Below are 20536 nucleotides of genomic sequence, written 5' to 3' on the forward strand. Positions count from 1 at the left end.
GCCAACCGTGTCAAGTGACGTCAGTCGCACCCGCTGTTCCCCGCGGCAGGAGGGGTCAGCGCGATGGGGTGCCGGCGGCGTCGCCGAGCCTGATCACCGCCGCCACGTCACCGAGGTCGTCGTTCAGCTGGTGATCGCGCCCCGGCAGCCGGTACACCCGCGCCTGCGGGATGACGTCCGCGTACAGGTCCGCGTGCGACGGCGGCGCCGTCACCAACCTGTTGTCCCACTCGTCGTGCGTGCCGGCGCCCATGCCCTGAACGAACAGGATCTGCGCGGTCGTCGCCATGACGGTCCCCTCTCGCGTGCTCGCCCCGATCGGGTTCCGATACCCGGTGCGACCATCGGCGACCCGCAACGGGCGCCGACGGCGGTGCGGGCCGCGCTGCCACAGGGCGTTTCGATGGGGATCGTGCGGCGCGTGGAGGGCCGGCGGGGACATGCCGGACTGCCTGGCGCACGGGCGGGGCGAGGCGCGGATCGGGGGAAACGGTTCAGTGCACAGCGGGGAAAACACCACTGGTATCCGCTCCCACTTTAACGTATATCGCAATGGGGGTCTTGCCGCAAGGCCCGGGTCTTGCCGCAGAATCGTCCGCCGGACACCGGAACGGACGAAGAAACGGGGCGCGATGATCGACAAGTATGTGCGAGGTCTCGACGAGGTCGACGAGACGCATGTCGCGATCGCCGGCGGCAAGGGCGCCCGGCTGGGGGCGCTGTCGCGGATCGACGGCATCCGCGTACCGGCTGGCTTCTGCGTGACGACTGACGCCTTCCGACGGGCCCTGGCCGACGTGCCCTCGCTCGACGATCGGCTCGACCACCTGTCACGCCTGAAACCGGACGACCGGGAGGCGATCCGCGACAGCAGCGCGGAGATCCGCCGGACCATCGAAGGGGCCGCCCTGCCCGACGACGTGGCGGCGGCCATCACCCGGGCACTCGGCCAGCACGGCGAGAAGGACGCCTACGCCGTGCGATCCAGCGCCACGGCGGAGGACCTGGCGACGGCCTCCTTCGCGGGTCAGCAGGACACGTACCTGAACGTCACAGGCGCGACGGCCATCCTCGCGGACGTCCGGCGGTGCTGGGCGTCGCTCTTCACCGAACGGGCCGTCACCTACCGGCAGCGCAACGGCATCGACCACCGCGCGGTCCACCTGGCCGTCGTCGTGCAGAAGATGGTTCTTCCGCACGCGGCCGGTGTGCTGTTCACGGCCGATCCCGTCACGTCCAACCGGAAGGTCGCCACCGTGGAGGCCAGCTTCGGCCTCGGCGAGGCCCTGGTCTCCGGGTTGGTGAATCCGGATGCCTACCGGGTGCGCGACGGCGCGATCGTCGACAGGACGATCGCCGCCAAGCGTCTCACCATCGAGGCGCTGCCGAACGGCGGGACCACGAAACAGGCTGTCAGCCCGGAACGACAGGAGCAGCCGGCGCTGACGGACGCGCAGGTCCTGCGGCTGGTGGAGGTGGGTCGGCGGATCGAGGCGCACTTCGGCCACCCGCAGGACATCGAATGGTGCCTGGTCGACGGTGACTTCGAGATCGTGCAGAGCCGGCCGATCACCACGCTGTTCCCCATCCCGGCGGCGGCCGGGGACGGGGAGAACCACGTCTACCTCTCCGTCGGGCACCAGCAGATGATGACCGACGCCATGAAGCCGTTGGGGCTCTCCATGTGGCAGCTGACGGCCATGGCGCCGATGCACGAGGCAGGCGGGAGGTTGTTCGTCGACGCCACCCGGCTCCTGGCGTCGCCCGCGAGCCGGGCCGGCTTCCTCCGGATGGCGCAGACGTCCGATCCGTTGACCAAGGACGCGCTGGAGACCGTCCTCGCCCGCCCCGACTTCGTACCGACGCTCACGGAGGACGGCCCCGATATTCCGCAGCTCAGCGGCGCCCCGACCACGATCGAGAACGACCCGGCGATCGTCACCGAGCTGATCGGGCGCAGCGAGGCGTCGCTCGCCGCCCTGCGGCGCGAGATCGCGACGGTGACCGGACCGGCGCTGTTCGACTTCCTGCTGAAGGCGTTCGAGGAGCACAAGCGGCTCCTCAGTGATCCCCTGAGCATGCAGGCGATCATGGCGGGGATGCAGGCCACCTGGTGGCTCAACGAGCATCTGGAGGAATGGCTGGGCGAGAGGAACGCCGCCGACACCCTCACCCTGTCCGCCCCGGGCAACATCACGTCGGAGATGGGCCTGGCGCTGCTCGACGTCGCGGACGTGATCCGAGCGCATCCCGGGGTGGTGGCCTTCCTGCGGGACGTCGACGACGACGGCTTCCTCGACGAGCTGCCGAGGCTCGCGGGCGGGACGCAGGCGCGCGACGCCATCCGGGCCTACCTCGACAGGTACGGCATGCGCTGCGTCGGCGAGATCGACATCACGAGACCCCGCTGGAGCGAACGCCCCACCACACTCGTGCCCCTGATCCTCGACAACGTCAGGCTCCTCGAGCCGGGCGCTGCCGGGCGGCGCTTCGAGCAGGGACGTCAGGAGGCGCAGCGGAAGCGCGACGAGCTGCTGGAGCGGCTGCGTGCCCTGCCGGACGGGGACCGGAAGGCCGACGAGACAGCGCGGATGATCGACCGGGTCCGCACCTTCATCGGCTACCGCGAGTATCCGAAGTACGCCATCATCAGCCGCTACTTCGTCTACAAGCAGGCCCTGCTGGCCGAGGCGGAGCGCCTCGTGCGGGCCGGCGTGCTGCGCTACAACTACGACATCGCCTATCTCACCTTCGCGGAGCTGCACGACGTCGTGCGGACGCACCGGCGGGTCGACGACCACCTCGTCGCGCGGCGGAGGGACGAGTTCCGGTGGCACCAGACGCTCACACCGCCCCGGGTGCTCACCTCGGAGGGCGAGGCCATCGCCGGGGCGTACCGGCGCGACGATGTGCCGACCGGCGCGCTTGTCGGTCTCGGAGTCTCCGGCGGGGTCGTCGAGGGCCGGGCCCGCGTCCTGCTGGACATCGCCGAGGCCGATCTGGAACCCGGCGACATCCTGGTCACCTCCTACACCGACCCGAGCTGGTCACCGCTGTTCGTCGCGGTCGAGGGCCTGGTGACGGAGGTGGGCGGCCTCATGACCCACGGGGCGGTCGTCGCCCGGGAGTACGGGCTGCCCGCCGTGGTCGGTGTGGCGGACGCGACCAGGCTGATCCGCGACGGGCACCGGATCCGCGTGCACGGCACCGACGGGTACGTCGAGATCCTGCCACCGCAGGACGAGGCCGACGGCCGCGCTCAGTTGTAGGGCATCGTCGGGAACCAGCCGTAGCCGAACATCGCCGGCACCCGGATGGTCCAGTAGACGAGTGTGAAGACGCCCAGCGCGAGTAGCAGCGAGCCGGTGACCGCGAGCGTGCGTGCCGGTCGCGCGGACAGCCAGCGGATCAGCCCGCCGCGGGTGACGAGGACGACGAGTGCGAACAGGATGCCCACGATCGCGATGTTGCCAAGCGACTGCAGCACGAAGGCCGCGGCGCCGTAGAGAGGGTTGCCGTTGTCGGCGGCCCACTGGAAGAGCTTGTGGAACAAGGGGTACGGCCGGCCGATCAGGAAGGCGCCGACAAGCATGCCGAGCACGAAGACGCGGGCGAACGGGCGGCGCGCGAAGGGATCGGGGACCTTGTCGAGAGCCGCGAGGCCGAGGTAGATGAACGCGAGTCCGATCAGGCCGAAGACCACCACGGACTGCACGAGTCGTACGGGCATGCCGCCGGCGGTCGTCGCCGTCGACAGCTGCGGCAGCGAGTCACCGAGCAGGACTCCGACGAAACCGTACGTGGCGGAGACGGCGACCATGCCCAGCGCCAGCAGGCCCACCGGCCGAAGCATGAAGCGCAGACCCGCCGCCGGTGTGCCGCCGGCGCCGGCGTGTGTCATCGGCCCGACCGAGGCGGCCATGGCGATGTTGCAGGCCGTGAACGTGCCCGCCAACCCCGAGACGAACGCGAACAGCAGGCCCGCAGCGGTGCCGCCGATCGCTGTCGCCTTCGCGTCGTGGCCCAGCAGGGTGTTGGCGACGTTGTCACCGATCGTCTGGTCGACGAACTGGTACGACCAGAGCAGGGACAGCGCGATTCCCGCGAGCACGCTGCCCACGATCAGCGCGCCGCGCCGGCCGGAGTGTGTCGGGAGCGGGGAGATCGGGGTCTGCACGGCCGGTCTCTGCGTGGCGGTCATGGCAGCCTCTTTCCGGTGTGACGGCGGGATGCACTGACTGATTCTCCGCGCCACGGACCGGCCGGTCGTCTTCCTGCTTGCGGTTTCCCGCGTCTGGAGGACGACTGGCCGGTCCGCTGTCGATCGGCGGGTCAGCGGGCGATCGGCAGTTCCACCGCCGCTGGCGGGGGCACCGGCTGCACCGCGGTCCGGTTGCCGCGCCGCTCGGCGAGCCACCTGCCCCACCAGAAGAGACCCCGTGCCAGGCACACGAGCGTGACCGCGAAGAACAGGGTGTAGACGACGTTGAACAGCATCAGGACGCCGTACACCATGGCCACCGAGGCGCCGAACATGAACTGGAAGCGGGGCTTGGAGGGCGTGGTGCCCGGATCGGTGATCATGTAGTTGGTGAAGAGCACGAACGCCACCCCGGTCATGATGCTCAGCGCCGACCAGAGCTGTACGTCCCAGACGTAGTGCCGGATCAGGGCCTGGATGACGAAGCCGCCGACCCAGCCCACGATCAGCGCGACCTTCTTCGTGAGCATCGCGTTGAGGATCGTGCCCGCGGTGAGCACGACCATCGGGATGAACATCCGGAAGACGTCGGGCACGTTCTCCGTGAAGTGGTACGGCGGCGCCACGTTCACCCAGGAGAACGCGACCAGCGTGACAGTGATGCCGAAGTTCGACGGGTTCATGAAGTGCCGCATGCGCCCGGCGATCGGGGCCTGGAGCACTGCCTTCTGCCCGACGGCGACGACCACGGCGAAGGCGATCGGCCAGAACATGTCGTTGGCGTACAGCAGCATGTTCGCGGCGAGCGCGGTGATGTGGGTCGGCAGCAGGAACGTGTAGACGCCCCACGCGCCGTTGCCGCTGTAGGCCGGTCGGCGGCCCAGGGAGCGGGCGGCGACCGCCTCGATCGCGAGTTCGGCCGTGTACCCGATCGCCAGGGCGAACAGCGGCCAGGTCCAGGGCTGCTCGAACCCGAGCACCGTGTAGCCGAGCACGTTGAGGATGGACATGGAGATGGCGAAGTTGCGCAGGGCCAGGTAGCGGGGGTCGCGCTTGTCCACCCGGGGTACGGGCGGTCGCCTGTCGACGTCGGCCAGTGCCCGGTCGGGCCCCCTGCCGTTGCGGGTCGCGTCGGCGACCTCGGCCGTGGTGGTCACGCCCACCGGGGCGCGTTTGACGTCCGTCATGGTGTGGTCAGCTCCTGGGCTCGGTCGGTGAGCGTGAGGTCGTGCCATCCGGCGGAGAGGGGCAGGGTCTGCTGGTGCTGGACGCCGTCGAGGTCGCGCCAGCTCAGTTCGACGGTGACGGGCGTGCCGCCCTGGTCACCGAGTCCGAAGAACAGGTCGAAGCTGCGCTTGCCCGAGTGCCCGCCGCCGCCGTCGAGCTGGGCGAGCTGGGTGCGGCCGTCGGCCGTGGTCACCCGGGCCTGCGCGCCGTACGCCGGGGTGCGGGCGTCGGTGGCCGTGGCGGCGCCGAGCGCGGGCCGGTGCAGCCGCAGCCCGAGGAAGCCGCCGACCTGCGCCTTGGTGTTGTGGTAGTACGCGGGCGGGCCCCACTGGCGGGCCACCGCGAAGTCCTGGCGGCCGTCGCCGTCGGTGTCACCCACGGCGATACCGCGGGTCGGGGTCCGGTCGTCGAGTCCGAGCTGCGGACTCAGGTCGACGTAGCGACCGTTGTCCTCCGGCGCCCAGAACGCCAGCGCGTTCGAGCCGGCGATGTCGTCGCCCGGCTGCGCGTTTGGCCACATGTCCGGCTCCCGCAGCATCAGGTCGTTGCTGGCGGCCAGTTCCTGCAGCCAGTTGAACCTGTTGACAGTGCCCTTGACGAAGCCGCAGGACTGCACCACGACGAGCCGTCCGCTGTTGTCGAAGTCGGCCATCTTGACGTCCCAGCCCCAGCCGACCCAGGCGAGGTTCTTCGCCGACGCCCTGTTCTCGAAGGGTGCGATGCCCTTGGAGAGCCGTTCCCGCGCCTCCTGCGGGTTCGCCGCGGTGTTCTGCCAGACGAAGTTGCTCTCCTCCAGCCCCCACGACTCGGTGATGTTGCTGACGAAGGCGTCGAACCGGCCGCTGCCGCGCAGATCGGCGAAGTCGACGGCCATCCCCTTGAACGAGTCGTGACCGACGACAAGCGACTTGGGGTCCAGCGGGCCGCGGCGGCCCTCCGCAAGGGCGAACCTGATCCGGCCGGGGGCCGACACGTTGTGGAAGAAGCGGTCGTTGCCGAAGTCGTTGGCGAGGTACAGCTCGGGCAGCAGATCAGCGTCGAGATCGGCGGAGGCCGAGGCGAGCGTCCACCCGGTGGCGTACCGGGGGTCGATGGCCTTCTGCTCCTCGTAGGTGACACTCGGCTCGGCGCCGGCGGTGGCCGCGGTCCAGCGCAGGATGTGCGCCCCGCCCGCGTTCTGCGCACGGGACATGGAGTGGTTCATCTGCACGTTCGGCAGGCCCTGCGCGTCGAGCACCTGGGAGTCCGGGAAGTAGTTGAAGATCCCGATGTCGGGCCGGCCGTCGCCGTCGAAGTCGGCGACCGCTGTCGCGTTGGTGTTCCACAGCGGCCCGTGGTAGCGGCCGTCGGTGGTCTGCTGCTGCGGGATCAGCTCGACCGGGTGGTACGACGCGAGGCTCAGGCCCTCCGCGTTACCGGCCTGCAGGAACACGACAGGCGTCCGTCCCCAGTAGACGACAAGCAGATCGGTCCGTCCGTCGACGTTGAAGTCGCCGGGCGTGCAGCCCATCGGGGCGATCGCCGATCCCATCGGCAGCGGTGCCGGGTCCAGCACGAACGGCGCGTAGCGGGCGCCGCCGCCGGGGGCCGGAGTCACGACGACGCTGTCGCTGCGGGGGTCGACGAGGCAGAGGTCGTTCGCGCCGCCCTGCCCGTCGAGGTCGTTCACCGCCACTCCGGCGCCGACCGACGAGATCCAGGACCGGATGTGCTCGTACTTCGGGTTCACCGTCCGGATCGTGCGCTGCGGCAGACCCGGCGGCAGGGCGATGGGCATCTCGGTGAACGCGAACTGAGACGCCATCGCGCGTCGATCCGCCGCGGACGCGGACGGCAGCCGCGAGATCGTGAAGAGCCCCGCGACGAGTACCAGGACGAAGACGACGGGAATGAGTCTGCGCAGCGGACCCACTGGTTTCGGTGGCAACGATCCCCCTCGGGTGGAGCCCGACCCGGCCGGGTCGGGCTGTCGGGTGGTGCGGTCGTGGGTGACAGCGGTCCGCGGTCACCCGGCGGTGTCCTCTACTCCGCCGGACGCACGGTCATCGGCAGGCCGCCGCGTATCCGCAGCGACAACATCGGCTCGGGTACGACGTCGTGCGTGGTGACAGTCGTGAGCGTCAGGTCCCGGGCCAGTACGGCGAGAACGAAGGCGGCCTCCATCAGGCCGAGGTGGTTCCCCACGCAGAACCGCGGTCCCGCGCCGAACGGGATGTAGGCGTACCGCGGGCGGTCGGTGGTGCGGGCCGGGTCGAAGCGCTCCGGATCGAAGCGTTCGGGCTGGTCCCAGAAGTCCGGGTGCCGGTGCAGCGTGTAGGGGCAGACCAGCACGTCGGCGCCCGCCGGCACCGGGTAGCCGCCCACCACGTCGGCGGCGAGCGCCTTGCGGGGCAGGATCCACACCGGCGGGTACATCCGCACCACCTCGTCGATGACCATCGCGGTGTACCGCAGCCGGCCCAGGTCGTCGAAGGTCGGCAGCCGGTCGCCCAGCACCGCGATCGCCTCTTCCCGCAGCCGGTGGCGCACCTCGGGATGCCCGTCGATCAGGTACAGCGCCCAGCTCAGCGTGCTGGCCGTGGTCTCGTGCCCGGCCAGCAGCAGGGTCACCAGCTCGTCGCGCAGCCGCTGCCGTCCGACCCGGGGATCGGCCTCGGCCCGGGCCGACACGATGAGCCGCGACAGCACGTCGTCGCGGTCACCGGTGTGGGTCCCGCGCTCGGCGACAAGCTGGTCGACGATCGTCTGCAGGCGGCGGCGGGCCCGCCGGAACCGCACCTGACGCGGCAGCGGCACCCAGGGCGGTACGGCGCTCAGCGACGCGAGCTCGAACATGGCCTGGTCCTGCACCACGGCGAAGTCGCGGCCGATCGACGGGAACCGCCCGAGGTCGGTGTCGAGCAGGGTGCGCCCGAGCACGCCGAGGGTCAGACCCGTCATCTCCTGCAGCACGTCCACCGGGCCGCTGCGGCCGAGCGTCCGCAGCCGGTCGACGAGGGCCACCGCCTCCTCGGCGACGATGCCGGCCTGCGCGGCGATGCGCCGGCTCTGGAACGCCGGCTGCGCCACCCGGCGCTGCTTGCGCCACAGTTCACCCTCGCTGGTGAGCAACCCGTCGCCGAGCGCGCGGCGGGCGTGCACCAGACCGATGCCCTTGTGGTAGTTGGCCGCGTTGTCGGCGAGCACGTGCTTGGCGTGGTCCGGGTGGTTGAAGAAGTAGAGCTCCTTCGGACCGACAGGCAGCAGCGCGGCGTCGCCGTAGCGGGCTGCCGCCGACGTCATCATGCCGAGGCGGTCGCGGCCCATCGTGATGAGCATGCTGACGGCCGACGCGCGTGACGGACCGGGCAGGGACGGCGCCGGGCGGGCGACGGCGGTCATGACGTCACCACTGCCGACGGCGCCCCCTCGAGCCGGCGGAACCGGCCACCGAGGAACACCAGGGCCTCGCCGTCGCCGTCGTCGTACCGGCGCATCCCGCACGGACGGCCCAGGAAGATCGTGTGATCTCCCCCGTCGTACGACCGCCAGAGCTCGCACTCGATGTGGGCGGCGGCGCCGCCGAGCAACGGCGCCGCCGTCCGCGCGCCCGGCCGCCACTCGGTGAACTCGAACTGTTCCTGCCCGAGTGGGCGGCGCCGGTCGGCGTAGTAACGCGCCACCGCCTCCTGGTCGGCGGCCAGCACGGAGACGCCGAACGCGCCGGCCCGGCTGAGCGCCTGGTGCATGAGGGCGTCCCGGCCGACACACACCAGGACCAGCGGTGGGTCGAGGGACACCGCGCTGAACGAGTTCGCGGTCATGGCGTGCGGCTCGTCCCCGCCGACGCTGACCACAGTCACACCTGTGGCGAAGGTCCCGCAGACGCGGCGCATCAGCACCGGATCCGCCAACTCGTCCGTACCGAAGGTCGTCATCGCCGGACCCCGGCGGCGGCGTAGGGTTCGAGAGCGCGTTCGAGCGCTTCCGGGACCCGGGTGGGAACGGTCCGGTTGTTCGGGCCGCGCATGCAGGCGACCCGCTGGGCGCCGCGGGCGACGAGCGTCTCACCGGCCGGGCCGGTCCGCACGTAGTCGAAGCCGAACTCGATCTGCGTCTGGGCCAGTTCGAGCAGCCGCATCCGGACGGCGATCTCGTCGAACGCGGTGATCTCGGCGAAGAACTCACACTCGACCTTGAGCGTGAACAGCTTGAGGTCGTCCTGGAGGTCGGCGAGGACGCTCGGCGCCCGGTCCTTCAGGAACATCTCCCGGCAGCGGCCCTGCCACCGCAGGTAGTTGACGTAGTAGACGTTGCCGACGATGTTCGTCTCCTCGAACCCGACTGTGTGCCGCAGCTCGTAGTAGCTCTCCATGCTCATCCCTCCGCACCGGCCAGAACAGTGATGACGACGCGTCCGTCGCTGCCGCGCAGGCTCGTGACGAACGAGGCGGCCCGAGCGCCGCCGGCGGCGAAGAGCACCCAGCCGGGACGTGCCGTACCGCCCAGGACGAGTGGGCCGCGCATCGGCAGGCCGGCCTTCTGCATCGCCTCGACCGCGGTCCAGACCCGGGTCGCGGCGGTGTCGGCGTCCTCGCCCGAGTCGGCGACGAGCTGCTCGGCGAGCGCTGCGTGCGGGCCGAGCAGGCCCTTCCACTCCTCGGGACCGCGCCGCGCCACGCTCTCCAGGTCGCAGCCGAGGACGCCCACTCCGGCGACGGCGAGGGTCACTGCGGCGCCGTGCGCGATCGAGACGGTGTGCTCCCCGGCGACCTCGGGTCGACCGTCCGGCCGGTAGGTGATCTCGACAGGCCGCCCGAGCGCCTGCCCGACGGCGCGGGCGCTGTCGCGTCGCCGCGTGACGGAGTGCTCGCCCGGCTCCGGCGACGGGTCGTCGGGCTCGATGGCGACGGCGACGTCGGTGAGCCCGAGGTCTCCCAGCGCACGCTCCAGGTAGGGGCCGAGCAGCGGCGCCACCCAGGGGCCGGCGCCGTCCTGCTTGCGGACCGCGCGCAGCCGCAGCCCCTCCCACCGTTCGACTGTCATCCCGGACTCCGTGCGCAGGGCGATGTCGTAGACGTACGTGTCGCCGTCGCGCTCGCGTTCGGTGGCGCAGTACCGCAGCTCGCGGGCGGACGACAGCTTCTCCCCGCCGGGGTGGATGCGTTCCACGCCGACGGGCAGCAGCGTGGCATCCGGCACGCACACCTGGTTGCCGTGCATCAGCGCGTCGCGGACGCCGGGGTCGCCCAGCAGCAGCGTCGCGGAGACGTACGGGGCGAACCACGCCGTCGAGTCGTCGGCCTCCACGACCGCGTCCACGTGACGGGCGGCGGCCCGGTGGTACCGCCGGATCCGCTGGAACCGGGCGCCCTGGAACAGGGTGCCGCCGTACAGGTCGTCGAGTGGGGCGATGGAGGCCGGTGCCAGACCGTCCGGCACCTGGTCCGGAGGGCCGTCGGGCACGGCGTCGGCGCCGAGGCGCAGCCGGGCGGTGAAGTGGTCGGCGGTGAAGCCGGTCTCCTCGCTACGGATCGCGACCTCGACGACGTCGTCGTCGGTGACGAGGGCCGCCACCCGGATCCTCGTGGACCCGTGCGGCGCGACGATGATGGGCCGCAGGAACTCCGCCCGCTCGATGACCGGGAGGACGTCGGCGCCGGACAGGGCCGCGGCCACCTGTGCCATGGCCTCCATCCCGAACACCGCGGGGAACAGCAGGTTGCCGTCCAGGTCGTGGTCTTCGAGGTAGCGGTCGGTGCCGACGTTGAGTTCCGTCTCCACCACGAGTTCGACCTGGTGGTAGCGGACCAGCGCGCGGTCGACGAAGCGCAGCAGCGGCAGCGCCGGCTGGTGGTACCGGACGGTGTGGATGCCCTCGGTGCGGCCGCTGATCACCACCACGACCGGCGCCGTGGTGTCCGCGACCAGACGCCGCAGGATCGCGATGCCCTGGTCGGGGGTGATGGGCGTGACGCCCTCGCGGCTGAGCGACTCGACGACCGACAGCCGTTCGCCCATGCCGACGCCCGACCAGACAGACCATTCCAGGCATCGGGTGCGGCAGTCCGGGTACGCCCGGGAGAAGGCAGTGGTCTCCTCGGCCATCCAGTCGTTGGCGGTGGCGTAGTGCGCCTCGCCGCGCAGCCCCGCCCGGCCGATGATGCTGCCGAGCGTCACGAGCAGCCGGAGCCGGGACTTGTCGACCGCGTCCAGCACCGCGCGCAGACCGTCGACCTTCGGTGCCAGGGTGCGGCGGAACGCGGCCGGGTCCAGGCTGGCCAGTCCGGCGGGTTCGTTGCGACCGGCGCCGTGCAGGACACCGGTGACCGGCCCGAGTTCGGCGGAGAGGTCCCCCACCGCCTGCCGGACGGCGGCCGCGTCGGTGACGTCGGCGCGGGCGTACCGCACTGTGACGCCGGCGGCGGCGATCCGGGCCAGGTTCGCGGCCAGCTCGGCGTCCTCGGCGGGATCGGAACGGCCCAGCACCGCCAGACTGGCGCCGCTGTCGGTGGCCAATGCGAGGGCGCACTCGGCGGTGATGCCCTTGCCCCCACCGGTCACCAGCAGCACGTCGTCGGCGCCGAGCGGGGCCTCTGTCGTCGCGGGGCGTACCGGCAGCGCGCGGAGCGTCGGTACGCGCCGCACCCCGTCCTCGTGGTGCACCTCGGTGAAGCTTGTCGTCGCGGCGACCTCCCGCACCACCAACTCCACCGCCGAGTCGTCGGCGGCGGGCAGGTGCACGACTGTGACAAGCACGGACGGCGCCTCGAGGTGCAACGTCCTGGCGATGGCCGCCGCGCCCCTGCCGTTCCCGACCAGGACGAAGCGGGTGGTGCCGGCCGCGAGGGCCCGCTGCGCTCCCCGCAGGGCCGGCTCCAGTTGCTCCTCGGTGCAGTCCGGCGGCAGGCAGACCAGGACGCCGCCGCCGAGCCCGGCCTGTTCGAGCGAAACGGCGAGGGTGGCGGCGAACGGGTGGTCGGCCGCCGCGTGCACGTGCCACCGGCCGTTCGCGGCGGTGGCGTCGCCGGGAACCGCCGGCAACGGCACCTCGTCGAGGTCGAGCCGCCAGGGCCGCGCCCAACCGGCCACACCCGCCACCACGGGCGTGGCGGTGGCGTCGCTGTCCCTGGCCGTACGCGCCAGGGTCTCCATCGTCTCCGCGAGTTCCCGGACGGTGGCGGTAGCGAAGTTGACAGGCATCTGCGCCGGTGGCAGCTCCAGACGCTGTGCGAGCTGGTTGGCCACCTGACCGATCGTGATCGAACTCAGGTGCAGGTCGTCGAGCAGGCGGCTGTCCGGCCGGACGAGTTCGATCGGCAGCTCGGCGCGTTCGGCGGTGAGCCGCCGCATGAGGTCCTCGGTGGACTCCTCCCCGACTCCGACCGGGTCGGCGGTGGTGGACGGCTGCGCCACGGCGGGCCCGCGCTCGATCGCCGCGTCGAGCTCGGGCGCCTGCTCGCAGGGGCTGGTCAGGAAGGAGAATTCGGCGCCGACCTCCAGCGGCCGCACGAACCGCCCGTCGAACAGCGCCGCCGGGGCCGGGGCCGCGCCGACGACGTACGCGGCGCCGGCGACCTGCAGCAGACTCACGAGCGAGTCGTTGTCGGTGTCCACCGCGACCGCCGGGACGTCAGTGACAGTCGTGGCCAGTCCCGTGAGCACCCGGCCGGGCCCGACCTCGACGAACAGGTCGGTGCTCTTGGCGGCGAACGCGACGGCCTGGTGGAACAGGACCGGGTCGGTGATCTGGCGGCGCAGGAGGTCACGCACGTCGGTGCCGGCGGGCAGCACCTCACCTGTGACTGTGGAGACGACCCGGGCGCCGACCTGGTGGAAGGCCTCGCCGGCGAGGGCGTCGGCGAACGTGTCCGCGGCCGGGGCGACAAGCGGGGAGTGGAAGGCGTGCGAGACCCGCAGCCGCGTCGCGCTCAGGCCGGCGGACCGCGCCTTGTGGCAGACGGCCTCGATCGCGTCGACCGACCCGGAGACGACTGTGTGCTCGGGCCCGTTGTAGGCGGCCACGACCACCGGAAGCCCCGCGATGATCCCGTCGACCGTCTCGGGGGGCGCGCCGATGTCGGCCATCGTGCCGGCCTGGCTGTGCCCGGCCATGGTCCGGCCCCGGACGCCCGCGACGCGCAGGAGCGTGTCGGAGTCCATGACGCCGGCCCACTGCAGGGCCACGATCTCGCCGAGGCTGTGCCCGATCGCGGTGGACGCCTCGATGCCGAGCAGCGACAGGGCGTGCTGCCCGGCCAGTGATCCGGTGACGATGCGCGGCTGGGCGACCTCGGTCGCGACGACGTCGCTACCGGTGGGCAGCGCGGCGCGCAGGTAGACGTCCTCGACCTCGGCGAACCGTCGCCGCAGCGCGCCACCGCTGACGCCGCGTCCGGAACCCTGCCCCGGGAAGAGGAAGCTGATCCGGGCCGGACCGCTGACGTGCCCGAGCAGGAACCGGCCGTCGGGGCGGATCAGTCTCGTCTCGCCGGATTCGACGGCCTCGCGGGCCGCCGTCAGCAGCCGCCGCGCCTCCTCGGGTGACGAGGCCACGACCGCGGCCCGGAACGGCCGGTCCTGCAGGTCGCGGTGGAGCGTCGCCGCCAGGTCGCTCAGCTCCGCGTACGAGATCGTGGACACGAAGGTGCTCAGCTCGGCGAGCCGGACGGCGAGCTCCCGCGCGGAGGCCGCGTCCACCAGCAGCAGCTCCGCGTCCTGGGCGGAGGCGGCCAGGGCACGGACGCGGCGATCCGGCACCGGCCGGCGCGGGCCATGGCGTTCCAGCACGACGTGCGTGTTGATGCCGCCGAAGCCCATGGCGGTGATGCCGGCCCGTACCGGCACCGCGCTCGGCCACGCCTCGGCCTTGCGCAGGGTGCGCAGCCGGGCGCCGTCGGCGGCGAGAAGCTCGTGGGGGTCGACGGAGCCGACGCTCGGGGGAAGCACCTCGTGGTGCACGGCCATGGCGGCGCGGATGAAACCGGCCACGCCGGCGGCGGCCTTGGTGTGACCGATCATCCCCTTGACCGAGCCGATGACGGCCGGTGGCGCGTCGGGATTCGCCGCCTCGCGCGCGCTGGACAGCGCCGTGAGCTCGGTGGTGTCCCCGACCTTCGTGCCGGTGCCGTGCCCCTCGAACAGCCCGACCGTGTCGATGCCGAACCCGGACCTGTCGTACGCGCGGCGCAGGGCGAGCTGGTAGCCGTCGACCTCGGGTCGGGTGATACCACCGCGGCCGTCGGAGGAGACGCCCCACCCGGCCACCGAGGCGTAGATCCGGTGACCAGCCTCGGCGGCCTGGTCGGCGCGCATCAGGACCAGCATGCCGCAGCCCTCACCGGGCCAGAAACCGTTGGAGGCGCGGTCGTAGACCCGCATCTCGCCGGTGGCCAGAGCGCCGGTCTTCGCGAAGCCGATGACCTCGAACGGGTCGATGGACAGGTCGACTCCGCCGGCGATCGCGACGTCCAGGTCCCCGTCGAGCAGCGCCCGGCACGCGGTCACCACGGACAGCAGGGACGACGAGCAGGCGCCGTCGACTGTGTAGCCGCCACCCTTGAGGTCGAAGTGGTTGCAGATGCGGCCGGCGATCGTGTTGGACAGGGCGCCGGCGAGCGTGTCCTCGTTCACCGGCGGGAACGGGCTCTTGTACGCCTCCTCGTAGGTGGCGAGGAAGGTGGACAGCTTCTCGTCGTCCCAGCCCTCCGCCCGCAGAGCCGCCGCCACTGTCCGCCGCACATACGGCCAGCGCAGCCGCATCTGGTTGGCGCGGGAGAACTCACCGGTGAGCGTGTTGCCCACGATGACGCCCGTACGCTCCTGGGGCAGCCCCTCCCCGGCCGGGAAACCCGCGTCGGCAAGTGCCGTCGCGGCGGTCTCCAGGGCCAGCCAGTGGGCCAGGTCGGTGGACCGGTACGTGCTCCCGGCGACCTTGTAGCCGACCCGGTCGAACTCGTAGCCCTCGATGACGGCGGCGTTGCGCGCGTAGAAGCGGTCCGGGGCGGCCGGGTCGGCGTCGAAGTAGTCGTCGGCGTTCATGCGGACGTCGGGGAGCCGCCGGAACGCCCGGCGACCCGCGATCGCGTTCTCCCACAGTTCCTGCGGTGAACGGGCGTCGGGGTAGCGGCACGCCATCCCGACCACGGCGATACTTGTCATTGCTCACTCAGCTTTCGTGTCGCTGGCGACGTGTCGAAGGCGTTCCTGATGCGCTGGCGCCACACCTCGTAGGCGGGCAGGACGTCGTCCGGAGGCAGCCCGACCCGCGCCTCGTCGGTCACCCGTGTCGCGTCGCTCACCGTCATGCCGCAGAGGACACGGGTCGCCAGTTCGTTGTGCGGCAGCACCAGACCGGCCCGCTGCCGGGCCGCGGCGCCGAACGACGCGCCCTGCGCGAGGTCCGGCCGGTACGTCCCCGCGCACTCGGCGAGCCAGTTCAACTCCCGCTCACTCGCGCCGCCCGCGTAGCAGACGGCCAGGCCGGCACCGGCGTACAGGTCGCGGCGGCGGTCGGCGGGGAACGCGTCGAGGAGGCGGACGAGCTGCTCCGGGTCCGTTCCGGCCACGAACCAGCAGGCGCGACCGATGCCCTGGTCGATGGCGCGCACCGAGTAGTCCCGGGGGCCGTCGGCCGGCCACTCGAAGGTGGACGGCCGGCGCCGCTGGCGCACGTACCTGTCGGTCTTGAAGTACGCCTCGTGGAACCCGTACCCGTCGAGGACGAGCCACCGCAGCAGCGGGTCCGGGGCGTACAGGCGGTGCCACAGCAGACGGGGCAGGCGGGCCATCGCCCAGCCCACCCCGACGTACGCCATGTAGACGTGCTCGTCGTGGTCGGCGAGGAACCGCGCGACGTGCCGCGGACGTCCGGGCAGGGCGTCGCGGATGGCGAAGGCCATCGCCGCGCCCTCGTAGGCGAAGCCCCGGTACGCGGCCGGCGTGGCCTCGACCGAGGGCGCCGCCTCTGCCGGGCTGCTCGCCTCGGCGGCGGCACCATATCCGTGCAGGAACGAACTACCGACTGTTTCCAGGCGCTCGCGGGCCTGCTCGTCCTTGAGGTGGAATCCCCGCGTGCTGATTTTGGTCTGCCCCACGTCGGGGGTCAGAATACGGCGTCGAAGTCTGGTCAATGAACTCATCGTATGCTCCGGCCCTCCCGCTGAGACCTCATTGTTACGCGACTATGCGGAGCGGAACTTCTCCTGCATTGCGGCGGTTGCCGGCGGCACCTGATGGACGGCAGGTATCCGCAGCTCATAGCCATTCAATAGTGTTTGAGTGGATAGTGGACAGCGGGAATTACCAGCAGGGTCCGGTTAGCGCAACACAGGAGATGGACGCGAGGGGCTCCCCGATACCACGATGACTGGCATCCGAACGACACCTCCGGAATTGACATCCGGACTTCCCCCGAAGGAGCGTGCCGTGGAATCCGACGAAGCGGCCGAACACCGGATGCGGACGATGGTTCTGGAGGCATTCGCCGACACCATCATTCCGGGCGAGAAACGCGGTCCTGACGATGCGGCGATCGCCGGCGTCGACGTCGGCGGCGGTGCCGTCGCGGGCGGCGCGATCGAACTGCTCGAAGACCCCGCCGGAGGGCTGGCCCCGGCGCTGGAGACGATCTGCGTGGAGCTCGACGAGTACGCCCGGGAGCACGCCGCCGCCACGGGCCTCGACCTGGAGCCGGACCTGCCGCCGTTCGTGGGCCTGCCGTTCGATGCCCGGACCGCCCTGATCGAGAAGCTGACCAGCCCCGATCACCCGGACAAGCAGATGTGGGTGGGGCTTGCGCTCTTCTGCAACATGGCCTTCGACAGCGCGCCGCACCTGCACACGGTGGACGCGTTGGCCGCGGGGCATCCGGGCCTGCTGGCGATGGGGTACGAGACGCCCGAGCCGGACGGGCTCTGGCGCTTCCCCGCGTTCTCCTACGGTCGGCAGCTCGCCAACCCACATCCGTCCACCACCGCCACGGGGAGTCCGGCATGACGGCCACCGAGTCCACCGACGTCCTGGTCATCGGCAGCGGCTTCGGCGGCGCCATCGCGGCCTACCACCTCGCCGCCGGCGGGGCCCGGGTGAAGGTCTTCGAGCGTGGCCCGTGGCTGAAGGCCGACGACTTCGAGCACGACTTCAAGCTGGGCGCGTCGTACACCCGGGTCTTCGACTTCGTCATCGGTGACGGCATGAGCGTGCTGGGCGGCAACTGCGTGGGTGGCGGCAGCGTGGTCTACTTCGCCACGATGCCGCGGGCGCCACGGTTCGTCTTCGAGCGCCACGGCAGCATCGGGCGACGCATGTGGCCCGCCGCCATCAGCCGGGACACTCTCGAACCCTGGTACGACCGGGTGGCCGAGGCGCTGCCGGTGACCCAACAGACCTGGGACCGGGTGCCGTACGCCGGTGGCCTGTTCGCCGCAGCCTGCCACCACGCCGGTCGTACCGCCAATCCGGCCCCGTCGGCGATCGACGTGGACATGTGCACGAACTGCAACTGGATGATGGCGGGCTGCCGCTTCGACGCCAAGCGCTCGCTGCTGCTCAACTACCTGCCGGCCGCGCTGGCGCACGGCGCCGAGATCCGGCCGCTGCACGAGGTGCAGCACCTGGTCCGTAACGCCGACGGCAGCTACCGGGTCCACTATCGCGTGGTCGACGAGGAGGACTACCGGATCCTGCACGGCGAGGGGACCATCGACGCGAAGATCGTCGTACTCGCCGCGGGTGCGGGTGCCACGCCGGTGATCCTGCAACGCTCGGAGCCCCATCTGGGTCGGATGCCGCACGCGGTCGGGCGGTACTTCTCCGGCAACGGCGAACGCCTCAACACGGCCGTGTTCGACGAGGACCGGGTCCGCGAAGTGCTGAAGCTGTCGCGGCCGGACGGCCGGGCCTACGAGGCGTACCAGATCGGGCGGGGTCCGACGGTAGCCAGCTGGGACCGGCTCGACGGCGACCTGCCGGAGTTCGAGCGCTACTCGCTCGAACAGCTCTACTTCCCGCCCGCGCTGGGCACGATCCTGGCGCAGGTGCCCGACGCGAGCCCGAGCTGGTTCGGCCGGGGAAAGAAGGAGATGCTGCGCCACTGGCAGTCGTGGCTGACGATCTTCACGATGTCGGAGGACGACAACGAGGGCGTCTTCGGCCCGCCGCCGGAGACCGGCAATGCCCATCGCTTCTCCCAGCAGATGCTGGGCCACGGCCCGCTGCGGTACCGGCCCACGGCGAACACCTGGCGCGGATGGTCGCTTGCCGACGCCGACGTCAAGGACATTCTCGAGCGCGACGGGCTGTCCCGTGTGATGCCGTGGACGAACGACCTGGTGGGTGCGTACACCGTGCACCCCCTCGCGTCGTGCCGCATCGGCGACGACCCGGCCACCTCGGCACTTGACGACCGCCATGAGCTGCGCGGGCACCCGGGCATCTTCGTGACCGACGGATCCGCGGTGCCCGGCGCGTTGACTGTCAACCCGGCCTCGACGATCGCGGCCCTCGCCGAACGCGCCATGCCGGGCATCGTCCGGGCCGCGCGGGACCGGGGCGTCGCGGTGACCTACGGCGCGCCGTCACCGGACGGCGAGACCGCGGGACGACGCGCGGTCGCTCGCCTGGTGTCATGAGTTTCACAGTCGCCAGGCTCACCCGGCGGGCCACCTTCGCAAACCTGCGACACGTCTCCCCGGTTCCTCCGGAGACCGCGCCGGTGCGGGTCCGCCGGGTGTACGACCAGGTCGAGCGCGACTTCGGTCTGCTCGCACCGCCGATCGCCCTGCACGCCGCCGCGCCGGAACTGCTCGCCGCGGCCTGGTGCATCCTGCGCGAGACCCTGCTCGTCTCGGGCACGACGAGCCGTCGGGAGCGCGAAGCGGTGGCCGCCGCGGTGTCGGCCGCCAACGCCTGTCCGTACTGCGTGGAGGTCCACCAGGCAGCCGTACGTGGGCTCGGGCGTCGGGGTGCCGCGCCGCCGTCGCTGCCGGCGGTCCTGTCGCCGGAGCTGATCGGCGTGGCCGTCGACTTCCACTACCTCAACCGCATGGTGAACGTCTTTCTGCGGGACTCACCGCTGGCGACGGTTCCCGCTCCCCTGCGCGGTGGCGCCCGGAGCGTCGCGGCACGGTTGCTGGGTGGCCTGGCCGGCCGGGAGGCGGTGGCCGGGCAGTCCCTGCCGTTGCTGCCCGGGACGGTCGGCGCGGTACGGCGTCTGCCGGACGACCTTCGGTGGGCGGCGGGGCTGCCACACGTCGCGGCCGCCATGACCGGGGCGGCGGCGGTGATCGAGGACGCCGGGCAGCGGTCGGTGCCTCCGGCCGTCCGGCAGCTGGTACGTGAGTGCCTCGTCGACGGCGCCGCCCCGGGCGACCTGGCGGGGGCCACGGACTGGCTCAACTCGCGGCTGGCGGGCCTGCCCTCCGCGGACCGGGCGACCGGGCGACTGGCGATGCTCGTCGCCTTCGCCTCGTACCGGGTGCCGGACTCGGCGGTGGCAGCGGTCCGTGCCGAGGGCCACGACGACGCGGGATTGCTCGGCCTGGCGGCCTGGGCCGCCCTGACGGCGGCACGCCGGCACGGTGACGCGCTCGCCACGGCGTACGAGGCCGCCGCCTGACCGGCGCGCGTCGGCCGGCCCCGACCGGAAACGGCCGGGGCCGGCCTCGCTGTGCGCTCAGACCTTCGGCACGTCGAACAGGGAGGGGAACTTCGCGATCAGCGCGAGGTCGCCCCGGGTACGCAGCCGACCCTTCATGGTGAGTACGACCGGATGCGCGTTGCCGGTCACCACCAGCAGGAAGTCGGCGCCGCCGATCGTCAGCGTGAGGTTCGGCTCGCGATCGGCGACCGGCGACACCCGGCACCTCCCGTCCGCGATCTCCAACTGGTAGCGGTCGGCACCGCCGTCGGGCCGGTCACCGATGACCCAGTGGATGACGGCGTCGAGACCGGCGGCCCGGTCGGCCCGGAACACGTCCGGCATCCGCCGGAAGACCTCCCGCAGCAGGGCGTCCCGGCGCTCCCCGCCCATCAGCGCGCGCACCTCCGGCAGCGGGGTGCGCTTGACGAAGATGGCGAGGTCGCGAGGTGCCAGGGTCGCCGGATCGGCGTTGTCGGTGGTCATCTCCA

14 protein-coding genes are annotated in these 20536 nt (G+C 71.7%); 4 read left to right on the top strand and 10 right to left on the bottom strand.

Annotated elements, in window-relative coordinates; translation table 11 throughout:
• Positions 1-55: 55 nt before the first annotated feature.
• Positions 56-289, bottom strand: coding sequence for a hypothetical protein (locus ACLQ26_RS06825; protein ID WP_425743616.1), 234 nt, complete (start codon positions 287-289; stop codon positions 56-58).
• Between the two features lie 343 nt (positions 290-632).
• Between ACLQ26_RS06825 and rph the strand changes: the two genes are divergently transcribed.
• On the top strand, positions 633-3269 hold the full coding sequence (gene rph, locus ACLQ26_RS06830; RefSeq protein WP_425743617.1) for a rifamycin-inactivating phosphotransferase: 2637 nt from the start codon (positions 633-635) through the stop codon (positions 3267-3269).
• On the opposite strand, the gene ACLQ26_RS06835 is transcribed toward rph, so the two are convergent.
• The 8 genes from ACLQ26_RS06835 to ACLQ26_RS06870 all read right to left on the bottom strand — a co-directional run bounded on the left by ACLQ26_RS06835 (position 3260) and on the right by ACLQ26_RS06870 (position 16548).
• Complete coding sequence (locus ACLQ26_RS06835) at positions 3260-4201, bottom strand: hypothetical protein (RefSeq protein WP_425743618.1); 942 nt, start codon at positions 4199-4201, stop codon at positions 3260-3262. The two genes, rph and ACLQ26_RS06835, sit on opposite strands and share 10 nt — an antisense overlap.
• A gap of 131 nt (positions 4202-4332) precedes the next feature.
• The gene (locus ACLQ26_RS06840; protein WP_425743619.1) at positions 4333-5388 is read right to left on the bottom strand and encodes an enediyne biosynthesis protein; all 1056 of its coding nucleotides are present in this window, start codon (positions 5386-5388) and stop codon (positions 4333-4335) included.
• Complete coding sequence (locus tag ACLQ26_RS06845) at positions 5385-7355, bottom strand: CRTAC1 family protein (RefSeq protein WP_425743620.1); 1971 nt, start codon at positions 7353-7355, stop codon at positions 5385-5387. The genes ACLQ26_RS06840 and ACLQ26_RS06845 overlap by 4 nt, the downstream gene beginning before the upstream one ends.
• Before the next feature lie 95 nt (positions 7356-7450).
• Positions 7451-8809, bottom strand: coding sequence for a cytochrome P450 (locus ACLQ26_RS06850; protein WP_425743621.1), 1359 nt, complete (start codon positions 8807-8809; stop codon positions 7451-7453).
• Positions 8806-9345, bottom strand: a complete 540-nt coding sequence (locus ACLQ26_RS06855; RefSeq protein WP_425743622.1) for a flavin reductase family protein — start codon at positions 9343-9345, stop codon at positions 8806-8808. The genes ACLQ26_RS06850 and ACLQ26_RS06855 overlap by 4 nt, the downstream gene beginning before the upstream one ends.
• A complete protein-coding gene (locus ACLQ26_RS06860; protein ID WP_425743786.1) occupies positions 9342-9782 on the bottom strand; it encodes an acyl-CoA thioesterase in 441 nt (146 codons plus the stop codon). The genes ACLQ26_RS06855 and ACLQ26_RS06860 overlap by 4 nt, the downstream gene beginning before the upstream one ends.
• 2 nt (positions 9783-9784) lie before the next feature.
• Positions 9785-15568, bottom strand: a complete 5784-nt coding sequence (locus tag ACLQ26_RS06865) for an SDR family NAD(P)-dependent oxidoreductase (RefSeq protein ID WP_425743623.1) — start codon at positions 15566-15568, stop codon at positions 9785-9787.
• Positions 15565-16548, bottom strand: a complete 984-nt coding sequence (locus ACLQ26_RS06870) for a DUF1702 family protein (RefSeq protein WP_425743624.1) — start codon at positions 16546-16548, stop codon at positions 15565-15567. The genes ACLQ26_RS06865 and ACLQ26_RS06870 overlap by 4 nt, the downstream gene beginning before the upstream one ends.
• A gap of 286 nt (positions 16549-16834) precedes the next feature.
• On the opposite strand from ACLQ26_RS06870, the gene ACLQ26_RS06875 reads away from it, so the two are divergent.
• The 3 genes from ACLQ26_RS06875 to ACLQ26_RS06885 are packed head-to-tail and all read left to right on the top strand — an operon-like array spanning position 16835 to position 20024.
• The gene (locus ACLQ26_RS06875; protein WP_425743625.1) at positions 16835-17404 is read left to right on the top strand and encodes a DUF5987 family protein; all 570 of its coding nucleotides are present in this window, start codon (positions 16835-16837) and stop codon (positions 17402-17404) included.
• On the top strand, positions 17401-19038 hold the full coding sequence (locus tag ACLQ26_RS06880) for a GMC family oxidoreductase N-terminal domain-containing protein (protein WP_425743626.1): 1638 nt from the start codon (positions 17401-17403) through the stop codon (positions 19036-19038). The genes ACLQ26_RS06875 and ACLQ26_RS06880 overlap by 4 nt, the downstream gene beginning before the upstream one ends.
• A complete protein-coding gene (locus ACLQ26_RS06885; protein ID WP_425743627.1) occupies positions 19035-20024 on the top strand; it encodes a carboxymuconolactone decarboxylase family protein in 990 nt (329 codons plus the stop codon). Before ACLQ26_RS06880 ends, ACLQ26_RS06885 begins: the two co-directional genes overlap by 4 nt.
• A 57-nt stretch (positions 20025-20081) precedes the next feature.
• On the opposite strand, the gene ACLQ26_RS06890 is transcribed toward ACLQ26_RS06885, so the two are convergent.
• Positions 20082-20531: an SCP2 sterol-binding domain-containing protein gene (locus ACLQ26_RS06890; protein WP_425743628.1), complete on the bottom strand. Its 450-nt coding sequence runs from the start codon at positions 20529-20531 to the stop codon at positions 20082-20084.
• Between the last annotated feature and the right edge of the window lie 5 nt (positions 20532-20536).

It is taken from the genome of Micromonospora sp. DT43, from assembly GCF_049841645.1.
Lineage (GTDB): Bacteria > Actinomycetota > Actinomycetes > Mycobacteriales > Micromonosporaceae > Micromonospora.

Bases quoted from the DNA above. Each gene is read 5' to 3' on its own strand.
- ACLQ26_RS06825 (WP_425743616.1), bottom strand. From the start codon at position 289: ATGGCGACGACCGCGCAGATCCTGTTCGTTCAGGGCATGGGCGCCGGC.
- rph (WP_425743617.1), top strand. From the start codon at position 633: ATGATCGACAAGTATGTGCGAGGTCTCGACGAGGTCGACGAGACGCAT.
- ACLQ26_RS06835 (WP_425743618.1), bottom strand. From the start codon at position 4,201: ATGACCGCCACGCAGAGACCGGCCGTGCAGACCCCGATCTCCCCGCTC.
- ACLQ26_RS06840 (WP_425743619.1), bottom strand. From the start codon at position 5,388: ATGACGGACGTCAAACGCGCCCCGGTGGGCGTGACCACCACGGCCGAG.
- ACLQ26_RS06850 (WP_425743621.1), bottom strand. From the start codon at position 8,809: ATGACCGCCGTCGCCCGCCCGGCGCCGTCCCTGCCCGGTCCGTCACGC.
- ACLQ26_RS06855 (WP_425743622.1), bottom strand. From the start codon at position 9,345: ATGACGACCTTCGGTACGGACGAGTTGGCGGATCCGGTGCTGATGCGC.
- ACLQ26_RS06860 (WP_425743786.1), bottom strand. From the start codon at position 9,782: ATGGAGAGCTACTACGAGCTGCGGCACACAGTCGGGTTCGAGGAGACG.
- ACLQ26_RS06865 (WP_425743623.1), bottom strand. From the start codon at position 15,568: ATGACAAGTATCGCCGTGGTCGGGATGGCGTGCCGCTACCCCGACGCC.
- ACLQ26_RS06870 (WP_425743624.1), bottom strand. From the start codon at position 16,548: ATGAGTTCATTGACCAGACTTCGACGCCGTATTCTGACCCCCGACGTG.
- ACLQ26_RS06880 (WP_425743626.1), top strand. From the start codon at position 17,401: ATGACGGCCACCGAGTCCACCGACGTCCTGGTCATCGGCAGCGGCTTC.
- ACLQ26_RS06885 (WP_425743627.1), top strand. From the start codon at position 19,035: ATGAGTTTCACAGTCGCCAGGCTCACCCGGCGGGCCACCTTCGCAAAC.
- ACLQ26_RS06890 (WP_425743628.1), bottom strand. From the start codon at position 20,531: ATGACCACCGACAACGCCGATCCGGCGACCCTGGCACCTCGCGACCTC.